The sequence below is a fragment of the Marinactinospora endophytica genome (assembly GCF_054780875.1).
Genome location: NZ_BAAGVM010000007.1, coordinates 192,157 through 205,150 on the forward strand (window position 1 = coordinate 192,157; position 12,994 = coordinate 205,150).

Annotated in this window: 11 protein-coding genes and 1 tRNA gene; 5 read left to right on the forward strand and 7 right to left on the reverse strand. The window is 72.5% G+C overall.

All coding sequences use genetic code 11. The features are described 5' to 3' along the window. Positions 1–6 precede the first annotated feature (6 nt). A tRNA-Arg gene (locus ACYVHU_RS15235) sits at positions 7–79 on the reverse strand. 314 nt (positions 80–393) lie between these two features. Then, the gene (locus ACYVHU_RS15240) at positions 394–1,659 is read right to left on the reverse strand and encodes an aspartate aminotransferase family protein (RefSeq protein ID WP_498948819.1); all 1,266 of its coding nucleotides are present in this window, start codon (positions 1,657–1,659) and stop codon (positions 394–396) included. A 187-nt stretch (positions 1,660–1,846) separates the two neighbouring features. Here ACYVHU_RS15240 and ACYVHU_RS15245 point away from each other — a divergent pair, with 187 nt between their 5' ends. Then, positions 1,847–3,316 (forward strand): NAD-dependent succinate-semialdehyde dehydrogenase, encoded by a 1,470-nt coding sequence (locus ACYVHU_RS15245; RefSeq protein WP_078761885.1) that lies wholly within the window; start codon positions 1,847–1,849, stop codon positions 3,314–3,316. Positions 3,317–3,358: 42 nt separating this feature from the next. Here ACYVHU_RS15245 and ACYVHU_RS15250 read toward each other — a convergent pair whose 3' ends face one another. The 4 genes from ACYVHU_RS15250 to ACYVHU_RS15265 all read right to left on the reverse strand — a co-directional run bounded on the left by ACYVHU_RS15250 (position 3,359) and on the right by ACYVHU_RS15265 (position 6,380). Next, entirely contained in the window at positions 3,359–4,039 is a 681-nt protein-coding gene (locus ACYVHU_RS15250) for a GntR family transcriptional regulator (protein WP_078761884.1), read from the reverse strand. Positions 4,040–4,108: 69 nt separating this feature from the next. Continuing rightward, positions 4,109–4,858, reverse strand: a complete 750-nt coding sequence (locus ACYVHU_RS15255) for a maleate cis-trans isomerase family protein (RefSeq protein WP_078761883.1) — start codon at positions 4,856–4,858, stop codon at positions 4,109–4,111. 28 nt (positions 4,859–4,886) lie between these two features. After that, entirely contained in the window at positions 4,887–5,837 is a 951-nt protein-coding gene (locus tag ACYVHU_RS15260; RefSeq protein WP_432937569.1) for a maleate cis-trans isomerase family protein, read from the reverse strand. Positions 5,838–5,897: 60 nt separating this feature from the next. Further along, entirely contained in the window at positions 5,898–6,380 is a 483-nt protein-coding gene (locus ACYVHU_RS15265; protein ID WP_498948822.1) for a DUF3830 family protein, read from the reverse strand. Between the two features lie 408 nt (positions 6,381–6,788). On the opposite strand from ACYVHU_RS15265, the gene ACYVHU_RS15270 reads away from it, so the two are divergent. The 4 genes from ACYVHU_RS15270 (at position 6,789) to ACYVHU_RS15285 (ending at position 11,095) form a co-directional block, all read left to right on the forward strand. Further along, the gene (locus ACYVHU_RS15270; protein ID WP_078761881.1) at positions 6,789–7,769 is read left to right on the forward strand and encodes a D-2-hydroxyacid dehydrogenase; all 981 of its coding nucleotides are present in this window, start codon (positions 6,789–6,791) and stop codon (positions 7,767–7,769) included. A 55-nt stretch (positions 7,770–7,824) separates the two neighbouring features. After that, positions 7,825–9,309, forward strand: coding sequence for an amidase (locus ACYVHU_RS15275; RefSeq protein WP_078761880.1), 1,485 nt, complete (start codon positions 7,825–7,827; stop codon positions 9,307–9,309). A gap of 656 nt (positions 9,310–9,965) precedes the next feature. Continuing rightward, entirely contained in the window at positions 9,966–10,628 is a 663-nt protein-coding gene (locus ACYVHU_RS15280; protein WP_078761879.1) for a response regulator, read from the forward strand. A gap of 59 nt (positions 10,629–10,687) precedes the next feature. Further along, a complete protein-coding gene (locus ACYVHU_RS15285; protein WP_078761878.1) occupies positions 10,688–11,095 on the forward strand; it encodes a pyridoxamine 5'-phosphate oxidase family protein in 408 nt (135 codons plus the stop codon). On the opposite strand, the gene ACYVHU_RS15290 is transcribed toward ACYVHU_RS15285, so the two are convergent. Continuing rightward, a complete protein-coding gene (locus ACYVHU_RS15290) occupies positions 11,092–12,762 on the reverse strand; it encodes a sensor histidine kinase (protein WP_078762070.1) in 1,671 nt (556 codons plus the stop codon). The genes ACYVHU_RS15285 and ACYVHU_RS15290 overlap by 4 nt on opposite strands. Positions 12,763–12,994 lie beyond the last annotated feature (232 nt).

Sequence of the window (12,994 nt, forward strand, 5' to 3'; positions counted from 1 at the left end):
TGGCGGCGCACTCGGGAGGATTCGAACCCCCAACCTTCTGATCCGTAGTCAGATGCTCTATCCATTGAGCTACGAGTGCTTGTTCTGTTGTCCGTCGCCTCGGCTTCCCTGTCCGGTCCCCCTGGCGACGTGAAAAACTCTAGCACAGCTCCGGAGAGGGTTCGGACCGTGAACGGCACCTCCGGGAGCGGGTGTGAGCGAGGCTACACACGCCTCTGGGAGTCGTCGCCGGCGGGCGGGGCGTGGCGGAAGGCCGCGCCCCCGGCGAGGACGGTACGCGACCAGGGGGCGCGGGGAGAACTCTCACCCCCGGCCCGGCCTCGGCCGTTGTCCGGACCCCGGCCGGGCGCACGCAGGGCCGCCGGCACGCGCCCGGGACCGCGGGTGCCCGGGTCAGGCCGTCGCGTCGGCGACCGCGCGCTCCCAGACGTCCAGGGCGGCGTCGACCTGTTCCTCGGTGACGATCAGCGGCGGGATCATCCGTACGACGTTGCCGTGCGGCCCGCAGGTGAGCAGCAGCAGTCCGTGTTCGACGGCGGCCCGCTGGGCCCGCGCCGCGGTGTCGGTGTCGGGGGATCCGTCCGGCGCGGTGAACTCGTTTCCGAGCATCAGGCCGAGCCCGCGCACATCACCGATCACCGGGTGGGCGTCGGCGACGCGGACCAGGCCCTCGCGCAGTCGTTCGCCCATCTGCGCGGCGTTCTTGACCAGCCCCTCCTCCTCGATCACGTCGAGGGTGGCCAGGGCCGCCGCGCACGCCACCGCGTTGCCGCCGTAGGTGCCGCCCTGGGAACCGGGCCAGGCCCGTTCCATCAGCTCGTCCGGCGCGGCGATGGCCGACAGGGGGAAGCCGCTGGCCAGGCCCTTGGCGGTGATGAGGATGTCGGGCCGTACGGCGGCGTGCTCGTGGCCCCAGAACCGCCCGGTGCGGCCGAAGCCGGTCTGCACCTCGTCGACGACGAGCAGGGCGCCGTGCCGGTCGGCGCGTTCGCGCAGCCCGGCCAGGAAGGACGCCGGCGCGGGGACGTAGCCGCCCTCGCCGAGGACCGGCTCGATGAAGAAGGCCGCGGTGTCGAGCGGCGAGCTGACCGTGGCGAGCAGGTAGTCGAGCTCGCGTAGCGCGAACGCGCCGGCCTCCTCCTCGGTCATCCCGTAGCGGTAGGCGTAGGGGAACGGCGCGACCGCGACCCCCGGCATGAGCGGCCCGATGCCGGCCCGGATCTTCACGCCCGAGGTGGTCATCGAGGCGGCGGCCATGGTCCGGCCGTGGAAGGCGCCCTGGAACGCGATGACGTTCTGCCGTCCGGTGGCCTGCCGGGCCAGGCGCAGCGCCGCCTCGACCGCCTCGCTGCCGGCGTTGACGAAGAAGAGCCGGTCCAGTCCGGAGGGGAGCACCGATCCGAGGCGTTCGGTCAGGCGCAGCAGGGGGCGGTGCATGACGGTCGTGTACTGGCCGTGGACGAGCGTGGCGACCTGGCGCTGGGCGGCCTCGACCACCCTGGGGTGGCAGTGCCCGGTGCTGGTGACGCCGATCCCGGCGGTGAAGTCGAGATAGCGGCGGTCGTCCTCGTCGTAGATGTAGGCGCCTTCGCCGCGGGCGGCGAGGACCGGGGTCGCCTGCTTGAGGGCGGGCGAGAGCCGTACCGGCTGCTCGGCCATGCTCGGACCTCTTCCGTAGGATTGTTGACAATCGTCTCGGCTATGGAATCATCCCGGCCATGGCGGTGTCCAGACGCGCCGCGCCCCGTGCCCGCGCCCTGTTAGCGGATCCGCCGGCCGGGAAGACGTAGGAGGCGGAACCGCGCCCGGAGGGGCGGAGCGAGCACGAGCCCGGAAGGGGGCCGACATGACCGCGGACCGCGAGGCACAGGTCGTCGACCAGGTGCCCAAGCAGTTGTTCATCGGAGGCGAGTGGCGCGACGCCGCCTCCGGGGCGACGTTCAAGGTGGAGGACCCCTCCACCGGCGCGGTGCTGTGCGAGGTGGCCGACGCCGGGGTGGACGACGCCTTCGCGGCGCTGACCGCCGCGGACGCCGCCCAGCCCACCTGGGCCGCCCACCCGCCGCGCGAGCGCGGCGAGATCCTGCGCCGCGCCTACGAGCTGCTGATGGCCCGCCAGGACGAGCTGGGCCTGCTCATGACCCTGGAGATGGGCAAGCCGCTCGCCGAGGCGAAGGGCGAGATCGCCTACGCCGCCGAGTTCTTCCGCTGGTTCGCGGAGGAGGCCGTGCGCATCGAGGGCGGCTACTCGGTGTCACCCGACGGCCGTTCCCGGTTCCTGGTGATGCGCCGCCCGGTCGGCCCGGCCATGCTCATCACGCCGTGGAACTTCCCGATGGCCATGGGCACCCGCAAGATCGGCCCCGCGGTCGCGGCCGGGTGCACGATGGTGCTCAAGCCCGCCCAGCAGACGCCGTTGTCGGCGCTGGCGCTGGCCGCAGTGCTGAAGGAGGCGGGGCTGCCCGACGGCGTGCTCAGCGTCATCCCGACCAGTGACGCGGGCGGCGTCACCGAGCCGCTGCTCACCGACGGCCGTATCCGCAAGGTGTCGTTCACCGGTTCCACGGCGGTGGGCCGCACGCTGCTGAAGCAGAGCGCCGACCAGGTGTTGCGCACCTCCATGGAACTGGGGGGCAACGCGCCGTTCCTGGTGTTCGACGACGCCGACCTCGACGCCGCGGTCGAGGGGGCGATGTTGGCGAAGATGCGCAACATCGGCGAGGCGTGCACCGCGGCCAACCGCATCTACGTGCAGGCCGGCGTGGCCGAGGAGTTCGCGCGCCGGCTCGGCGAGCGCATGTCGGCGCTGCGGATGGGGCGCGGCACCGAGGAAGGGGTCCAGGTGGGGCCGCTGATCGACGCGCGGGCGCGCGAGAAGGTCCAGGGCCTGGTGGACGACGCGGTGGGCCGCGGCGCGCGGGTGCTCGTCGGGGGCGGGCCGGGCGACGGCGCCGGCTACTTCTACCGGCCGACCGTGCTGGCCGACGTCCCCCAGGAGAGCCGGCTGGCCCACACCGAGATCTTCGGCCCCGTCGCCCCGGTCATCTCCTTCGAGTCCGAGAGCGAGGCCGTGGCGGCGGCCAACGACACCGAGTACGGCCTGGTGTCCTACCTGTTCACCCGGGACCTGGGCCGTGCCTTCCGGGTCTCGGAGGCGTTGGAGACCGGCATGGTGGGGCTCAACCAGGGGATCGTGTCCAACCCGGCCGCGCCGTTCGGCGGGGTCAAGCACTCGGGCCTGGGCCGCGAGGGCGGCCGGGTCGGCATCGACGAGTTCCTGGAGACCAAGTACGTGGGGATCGCGGGAATCGACTGACCGGTGCGCGCTCGGGGGCGGGCGGTCTCCGCCCCCGAGCGGTCAGCCGGTGGTGACGCCGTTACCGGACCCGTTGATGCGGTCGACGGTCTCCAGCATGTGCGACTCGATGAGGCGCAGCAGGAGGTCCTCGTCCCCCTCGGAGATGGCCTCGACGAGCTTGTGGTGCTCCTCGACCAGTTCGGCGGGTTCGGGGTAGACCTCCTGCATCACCGTCAGGCACATGCGGGTCTCGACGAGCAGGGTCTGGGCCATGCGTTCCAGCCGGGAGTTGCCCGAACAGCTCACCAGGGTCCGGTGGAACGCCTGGTCGGCGTCGCTGATGGCCACCCGGTCGCCGGTCTCGGCCGCCTCGACCAGGGCGTTCAGCGCCACGGTGAGCCGGGCCAGGGCCTCGCCGCGGTTGCCCCGCATGATCAGCTCGCAGGCGCAGCGCTCCACCGCGAGCCGCGCGGTGTAGATGTCGCGCACGTCGTCGGGCGTCAGATCGATGACGAACAGCCCCCGATGCCGCTCGCTGCGCAGCAACCCCTCCTGCACCAGGCGCTGCATGGCCTCGCGGAGCGGTCCCCTGCTCACGCCGAGGCGGCCGGCCAGGTCGGTCTCGCCGAGCTGGTCGCCGGGTGCCAGCGATCCGTACATGATCGCCGAGCGCAGCTGGTTGGCGATCAGCGCGGCGGTGGACTCCCGGGGAACCGGTTCGAGCTCGCCCGGAGCGGTCATGACTTCCACGCCCTCTCAGATCGTTCGCGCGCCCCGGAAGGTCGTTCCGGGGCGCATCGGATCACTTTTTCATGTTCTCACCTGTGCCAAATCGGACGGAACGCCTGACCGGAGCAGGGTGCCCAGACCGCTTCGAGGCCCGGTGACGCCGGCCAATCGCAGCCCCTCCCACACGCTGACCTGATTGGCGGTCAACACCGGTTTGCCCGTCCGTTCCTCCAGCGTCTCGAGGACACCGGCGGTGTGCAGCGCGGTGTCGGGGACGAGCACCGCCTCGGCGGCGGGGACGTCCCCGGCCGCGACGAAGTCGAGCACGTCGGCGGTCGTGAGCGTGCCGACCTCGGCGGCGGTCACGATCCCGCGCTCGGCCAGCGCGACGACCTCGACCCCGCTGTCACCGAGGAACCCCGCGAACCGCTCCGCGACGTCCTGCGGATAGGTCGCGGCGACCGCGACCCGCCCCACCCCCAGGTGGGCCAGCGCGTTGACGAAGGCGAACGAGGTGCTGGAGGCGGGCGCGCCGGCCGCCGCGCGCACCCCCTCGACCTGTGCGCGCGCGCCGTCGCGGCCGAACACGAAGCTGCCGCTGGTGCACGCCCACACCGCGGCGTCGACGTTCGCGGCCCGCAGGGCGCGCGCCCCCTCGGCGAGCACGTCGGCCCCGCCGATGTCCAACAGCGCGTCCACGCGGTGGGCGTCCTCGCGCATCAGCGTGTGCACGACCCGCAGCGCGACATCGCCGCCGAGACGTTCCTGGAAGTCCGGGTAGTCGTCCTCGGCGCTGTGGCCGGGGTACAGGAAACCGATCGTGGCCGTCATGGGCTGCTTCTCCTCACTCGGGGGCGGATCAGGCCGCGGTGCGGTCGGTGGCGTCCACGAGCCGCTGTCCGGCGCCGATCGCGCGGCGGCCGATCGCGGCGAGCGCCGACCACATCGTCACCTGGTTGGCGGCGATGACCGGTTTGCCGAGGGCGCGTTCCAGCGGCGCGATGATGTCGTAGGTCAGCACGTTGGTGCAGCTGATGAACACGGCCTGGGCGTCGGGCCGGTCGGCGTCGCGCACGGCCTGGGCGACCTCGGAGTAGGTGACCTTCCAGATGTGGTTGAGCAGGCCGAGCCCGACGCTGGAGACGGTGTCGACGCCGTGTTCGGACAGGAAGGCGAGCAGCCGTTCGGTGACGCTGTCGACGTAGGGCGTGACGACCGCGACGCGGCGTGCCTGCAACGCCTCCAGTGCGCGCACGAGCGCTCCGGAGGTGGTGACGGCGGCGGGTGCGCCGGCTTCGAGGATGCCGGCGTGCAACCGGCGTTCGCCCGCGGCGCCGTGGACGAAGCTTCCAGAGGCGCAGGCGTAACCGACCACCAGGGGCTCGGGGACGAGCAGGTCGCGGGTCGCCCGGCGTACGTTGCCGTCGTCGCTCAACGCCGACGCCATGTCCACGGTCACCGGGACCGGGACGAAGGGGAGCCGGGTGATGTACAGGGAGACGTCGTCGGGCGTCCACCGCCACAGCTCCCGGTCCAGCGCGAAGTCGAACGGCGCCACCACGCCGACACCGGACTGTCCGGGCGGCTCGACGAGCGCGGGGATCTCCACGACGTTGTCCAAGGCCCGGGACGGCCCGTGCGCGTCCAGGTGGGCCGGCCCGGCGGCCCACCCGTTGACGACGGGCGCGGCCGTGTCCGCCGTGGGCGCCGGGGGCGCGAGGGCCGTCGGTGCCTCGACCCACTGCTCCATGACCAGCTCCTCCTGCTCGTCACCACTCGGCCCACGGCCGGTTGTCAGATCGGTCCGCATCGGTCACTCACCTCCTTCGTTTCTCGTCCGACCGGTCCCGCGTCCGCGGGTCCGACCGGGTCACTCCTCCAGCCGCCGGTACACCAGCCGCTCGCCGACACCGCCCGAACGCCACACGTCGTTGCACGCCTTGGCCATGGGCGCGAGCCCGTCGACGATGGTGGCGTAGACGTTGCCGGGGACCCAGCCGACGTCGCCGTTGAGCAGGAGGTTGTTGCGGCCGTAGAAGATCGCGAGGTCGATGACACCGGGCAGGGAGTCGATGCCCTTCTCCTCCTTGAAGCGGCGGTCGAGCATGCCCTCGTCGAAGGAGAAGTAGACGACGTCGCCGGGGATGGGGGTGACGGTGGTGTTCTCGCGCCCGGGTTCCTGGTCGGCGAAGCGGGGCACCATCGTGTAGACCTCGTTGCGGGCGTACTTGGCGTGGTAGACGTCGCCCCCTTGGGGGAGGGCCGCCCAGACGGCGTCGCAGGTGCGGGGGGCGTCCTTGTCCAGGAGCTCCGCCACGCAGCTGACGCCGCGCTTTTCCAGGCTGATGGTCATGTACCTGGGCATAGTCGGATCGGCCCTTTCGTCGTCGGGCTGTTTCGGGTGGGTGCGGACGCGGTGGCTGAGTCGCGTCGGCGCCACCGGAGGGTGGCGCGGTCCCGCCGGGCAGGGCCGGTCGGGGCTCGCCAAGAGGGGCGAGACCAGCAGGAACACTGTCGAATTCGCCGCAGGACTGCGGATACGCGGATTGTTGACAATCATACGAAGGCTCCCTAGCGTGTCAATGGCCTCCGGGCGCCTGTCTGTTACATCCCCGTGACGGAAAGTCCCGGTACCGGTGGGGAGGGAGGCGGGCCGGCCCGGCCGCCCGCGGCGGCGCCCCGCGAACACGGGTACCGCGCTCGCGGAACGGGAATCGTCGATACTCCAACGCCGTGCCCGCCACGATCCGGGAGCCGCCTCGTGACCAGCAGATCCCCGAACCTCGTCGTCCTCCACGGCGCCGACCTGCCTCCCGGGCGGGAGCGCATCGACGCCCACCCCGGGCTCGGGAGCGTGCGCTACGCGACCGCCGACCGGCTCGCCGAGGCCCTGCCCGGCGCGACCGCGCTGTTGATCTGGGACCTGTTCTCCGAGGCCCTGGCGGCGGCCTGGCCCAAGGCCGACACGTTGCGCTGGGTGCACGCCGCCACCGCGGGCGTGGACAACCTCATGTTCCCGGGCCTCGTCGACAGCGACGTCGTCGTCACCAACTCCCGCGGGGTGTTCGACGAGCCCATGGCCGAGTACGTGCTCGGCCTGGTGCTGGCCTTCGCCAAGGACCTTCCCGGCACCCTCGCCCTCCAGCGGCGGCGGACCTGGCGGCACCGCGAGACCGAACGTGTCGCGGGACGGCACGCGCTCGTCGTCGGAACCGGACCCATCGGGCGCGCGATCGCCCGCAGGCTCACCGCCATCGGCATGACGGTGGAGGGCGCCGGCCGCACCGCCCGCGACGGCGACCCCGACTTCGGCACCGTCGTCGCCTCCGACGAGCTCGCCTCCGCGCTGCCGCGGGCCGACTACGTCATCCTGGCCGCACCGCTCACCCCGGCCACCCGAGGGCTGGTCGACGCCGCGGCCCTGGCCCGGATGAAACCCACGGCCCGGCTGGTCAACGTCGGCCGCGGCGCGCTGGTCGTGCAGGACGACCTGGTCGCCGCGCTGCGCTCGAAGACCATCGCGGGCGCGGCGCTCGACGTGTTCGACCACGAGCCGCTGGCGGACTCCTCCCCTCTGTGGGACCTGCCCGGGGTGATCGTCTCCCCGCACATGTCGGGCGACGTCCTCGGGTGGCGGGAGGAGCTGGTCGACCTCTTCCTGGACAACCTCGGCCGCTTCCTCGCCGGGGAGCCGCTGCGCAACGTCGTCGACAAGCGGCGGGGCTATGTGAGAGGCGGCTGAGACCGTCGCGGCCGGCCGCCGCGCAACCGGTACGCATCGAGGAGAAGGGGCTGTCATGACCACCGGAACCGAGGGGACCACCGACCGGTCCGCGCTCCCCGCGGGAGTGCGACGCGACCTCACCTGCCCGGCCGACCTGACCGCCGTGGAACTGCTCGCCGCCTACCGCGCGGGCGAGCTCTCACCGGTCGAGACGATCGAGTCCGTCCTGGCGCGCGTCGAACGGGAGAACCCGGCGCTCAACGCCTTCTGCCTGGTGATGGCCGACGAGGCGCGCGTCGCCGCGAGGGCCTCCGAGGAGCGCTGGCGCCGCGGGGAGCCGCGCGGACTCCTGGACGGTGTCCCCGCCTCGATCAAGGACGTCATGCTCACCCGCGGCCATCCGACGCTGCGCGGCTCGCGCACGATCGACCCGAAGGGGCCGTGGCCGGAGGACTCCCCGGCCGTCGCCCGGCTGCGCGAGCACGGGGCGGTGCTCTTCGGTAAGACCACCACCCCCGAACTGGCGTGGAAGGGGGTCACCGACAGCCCGCTGACCGGTGTCACCCGCAACCCCTGGGACCTCTCCCGCACGCCCGGCGGGTCCAGCGGGGGAGCGGCCGTGGCCGTGGCCCGCGGGATGGGCCCCTTGGCCACGGGGACCGACGGGGGCGGTTCGGTGCGCATCCCGGCGTCCTTCACCGGGGTGGTCGCGCTCAAACCCACCTACGGCCTGGTCCCCCACTATCCGGCGAGCGCGTTCGGCACCCTCGCCCACTCCGGTCCGATGACGCGGACCGTGGCCGACGCCGCGCTCATGCTCGACGTGCTGTGCGGCGCGGACAGCCGCGACTGGGCCGCGCTGGCCCGGCCGGCCGAGTCGTTCGCCCGAGGGCTGGACCGCCCGCTGACGGGGATGCGCGTGGCGTTCAGTCCCACGCTGGGCCACGTCGAGGTCGATCCGGACGTCGCCGGACGGGTCGCGGCCGCCGCGGCGGTCTTCGACGAGCTCGGCGCGCGGGTCGAGCCGGTCGATCCCGGGTTCGCCGATCCGGTCGGGGACTTCCACGTGCTGTGGTTCTCCGGCGCGGCCAAGGCCACCGAGGCCCTGGACGAGGAGCGGCGCGCGTTGCTGGACCCCGGACTGCGGGAGATCGTCGAGGAGGGGCTGACCTATTCGGCGCAGGACTACCTGACGGCGATGGCGACCCGCATGTCGCTGGGCGAGCTCATGGGCCGCTTCCACGACACCTACGACCTGCTGCTGACCCCGGCGACGGCGATCCCCGCGTTCGAGGCGGGGCGCGAGACGCCGCGGCGGTGGCCGAGCCGCCGCTGGACCTCCTGGGCGGGGTTCAGCTACCCGTTCAACCTGACCCAGCAGCCCGCGGCGAGCCTGCCGTGCGGGTTCACGGCCGAAGGGCTGCCGGTCGGCCTCCAGATCGTGGGCGCCCGCCACGCCGACGGGCTCGTCCTCGCGGCGGCGCGGGCGTTCGAACGGGCCCGCCCCCAGGAGTGGTGGCCGGCGCCACCGGACGGCCACGGCCCGGCCCGGACATGACGACGCCCCCGCCGGTGACACCGGCGGGGGCGGACGAGGTGGGAACGGCACGGCGGTCGCCTCACGGCGGATGGCACAACGCGGCTCCATGAGACCGCCCGGACGTCCCGCCGTGGCGAGAGCCGGACGCGGTATTCCGCGAAGGCGAATTGTGAGCCCGGGGGACACTTACTACCGCACCGCCCCGCACCACCTGACAACATACGCCACCCGGCCGGTATTCCCGTGCACCGCGCTGACGGGGGTCGGCCGGGTGGCGCGGCTCCGGGACCGCGTGGTCCACGCCGCGCGCGACACCGTTCCCGGCCCGGAGCCCCTCAACGTCCGGGCCGGCCCCTCGACGGCGAAGCGCACCTGGACCGTCCGGCCGGGAGACCGGGACGGGTTCCGGGGCCGTCGCGCCCAATCGTAGGCCGATACGGTCGGTCACGTCCGGGGTTCGCGCAGTTCGCCGTCCTCGCCGGGGGCGGCCGGGAAGGCCGCGACGGGGCGCTGGCGGCGCGAGGTTGTCCCAGATCACGGTGGGTGACCGAACGTGAAAACCCTCTCGTCCCTTTCGGGACCTTGGTCCTGGCGGGAACGAGCCCTTCGGCGCGATCGGCTGTCGGGCGGCGCGTTACCGTCATTGCAGGGGACGAGTAGGAGGCGGAGGCGAGATGACGAGTACGGCCGCGCCGGAACCGATCACGGTCTTTCTGGTCGACGATCACGAGGTCGTGCGACGAGGGGTCGCGGCCCTCCTGGAGGGGGAGGGCGACATGAGGGTCGTCGGCGAGGCCGGCACCGTCGAGCAGGCGGTGGGCCGCATCCCGGCGGTGCGCCCCAGCGTCGCGGTCATCGACGTGCGGTTGCCCGACGGGTCGGGGGTCGAGGTGTGCCGTGAGGTCCGCTCGCGCGATCCCGGCATCGCCTGCCTCATGCTCACGTCGTTCGCCGACGACGAGGCGCTGTTCGAGGCGGTCATGGCCGGGGCGGCCGGCTACGTCCTCAAGCAGATCCACGGCGCCGACCTGGTGGGAGCGGTCCGCACCGTCGCCGGCGGGGGCTCGCTGCTCGACCCCAAGAGCACCGCGCGCATGCTGCAACGCCTGCGCGGCGCGACCGCGGAGCCCGACCCGTTGGCCGCCCTCACCCCGCAGGAACGCCAGATCCTGGAACTGATCGGCGAGGGCATGACCAACCGCCAAATCGGGGAAAGGCTCTATCTGGCGGAGAAGACGGTGAAGAACTACGTGTCGAGCCTGCTGGCCAAGCTCGACCTGAAACGCCGGACCCAGGCGGCCGTGCTCATCGCCCAGATGCGCAGTAGGAAGTCGTGATCCTGTGGCCGGACCGGCCGCAGCGCACGGCTGGTGAGACATGGGGGGAGACGGGGGAAATGGGGATCGACACCGCGGGGATGGAGGTACTCGAACGCGCTGAGTGCCTACGGTTGCTCGCCATGGCGCCGATCGGGCGCATCGTCTTCACCGAGCGCGCGCTTCCCGCGGTGCAACCGGTCAACTTCCTCGTCCACGGTTCCGACATCGTGGTGCGCACCTCCGAGGGGTCCCGGCTGGCGCGCGCCACACGCGACGCGGTCGTCGCCTTCGAGGTCGACGAGTTCGACATCGAGGCCCGGACCGGATGGTCGGTCATGGTGGTCGGCCCGTGCCGGGCGGTCGAGGACCCCGCGCAGCGCGCCGAGTTGGAGCGGCTGCCGCTGCGTCCCTGGGCGCCCGGCCCGCGCACGCACTTCCTGCGGATCGCGATCGAGCTGGTGACCGGGCGGCGTATCCCCGGCTAGTCGTCGGACGCGCAGGGCAGCGGGACCCGCCACGCAAGGACGGTCCCGCCGCCCTCGCGCGGCGTGGTGGTGAACTCCCCGCCGAGGGCGCGGGCGCGCTCGTCCATGTTGCGCAGGCCGCTGCGCCGGCCCCCTTCGGGGATGCCGACACCGTTGTCGCGGACCTCCAGGGACAGCTCCCCGTCCACCGTGACGCGGACGTTGACCTCCTCGGCGTGCGCGTGGCGGGTGGCGTTGGACAGGGCTTCACGCAGCACCGCGAGAAGGTGTTCGGCGATCTCTTCGGGCACCGAGGTGTCCAGCGGCCCGTCCAAGGTCAGTCCCGGACGGCGGCCGAGCGCGCGACCGGCGGTCTCCACGGCGGCCAGGACGCGCCCGCGCAGCGACATGTCGGTCGACGTGGGCGGGTGTTGGAGGGCGAACACCGTCGAACGGATCTCGCGGATCGTCTCGTCGAGGTCGTCGATCGTGCGCTGGAGGCGTTCGCCGGCCTCGGCGTCGTCGACGAGGCGCAGCGTGCTCATCAGGGTCATCGCCGAGGCGAACAGCCGCTGGATCACGGTGTCGTGCAGGTCCTTGGCGATGCGGTCGCGATCCTCCAGGACGACCAGCCGTTCGGCGTCCTGGCGGGCCTCGGCGAGTTCCAGCGCGACGGCGGCCTGGCCGGAGAAGGCGTCGAGCATGCCTCGGGTGGAGCTGTCGAACGGCGCCCGGACGCCGGACTTGCCCAGGAGCAGGACGCCCCGGGTGTGCTCGGGGGTTCCCAACGGGATGAGCAGGCCGGGCCGGAATCCCCGGTGGCTGAGCATGGGGCAGTTGGCGTAGCGCAGGTCGGGGATGACGATGGCCTTGCCCTCGCGGTAGGCGGCGCCGCACTGCGTCTCGGAGATGACCACGGGGGTGCCGATGATCTCCTTGGCGAGCGGGCCGTCGGCGATCTCGGCGACCAGGTTCTCGTCGGCGGCGTCGGGCAGGAGGACCACCGCGATGTCGGCGTTGGACATCTCGCGCGCCTGCTGGGCCAGGTAGCCCAGCACCTCGTCGGTGTCGACGCCGGACAGCAGCCGTGTGGTGATCTCGGTGGACGCCGACAGCCAGCGTTCGCGCTGTCGGGTCTCCTCGTACAGGCGGGCGTTCTCGATGGCGACACCGGCGGCGGTGGCCAGCGCCGTCACGATGGCCTCGTCCTCCTTGTCGAACTCCCCGCCGTCCTCCTTGTCGGTGAGGTAGAGGTTGCCGAACACCTCGTCGCGTACCTGGATCGGCACTCCGAGGAAGGTCGTCATCGGGGGATGACCCTCGGGGAAGCCGGTGGCGCTGGGGTGGTCCTGGACCCGGCTGAGCCGCAAGGGGGCGCGTTGCCGGGTGGGAAATCCCAGGAGCCCGTCGCCGTGGGGGAAACGGCTGATGCGCTGCGCCTGCTCGTCGCTGATGCCGACGGGGATGAACTCGACGAAGTGCCCCTCCTCGCCGATCACGCCCAATCCGGCGAAGCGCGCCCCGGCCAGGTGCGCGGCGGCCTCGGTGAGCCGACGCAGCACGGTGGCCAGGTCGAGGTCGCTGCCGATCGACACCACCGCGTCCAGGAGGGACCGTACGCGGTCGCGTGTGGACAGTGCGGCCTCCAGGCGGGTGTGCAGCTCCGAAAGGAGATCGTCGAGGCGCATCTGGGGCAGCAAGGGGCGCTGCCCGGAATCGTCGTGGGGCTCGGGCACGTGTCCACACCTCCGGTGTACACGCTATCCCGATACGCGATGAGGGAGGGCGGGACCGTCCTTTTCGGGACGACCGGGACTGGTGGGGCCGACGAGGAGCGGTCACGCAACCCGGTATCCGCGCGATCGCCGGGGTCTGTCTCCACCGGGTCCGAAATGCGGTGGGGGCCGCGCGAGCAGACGA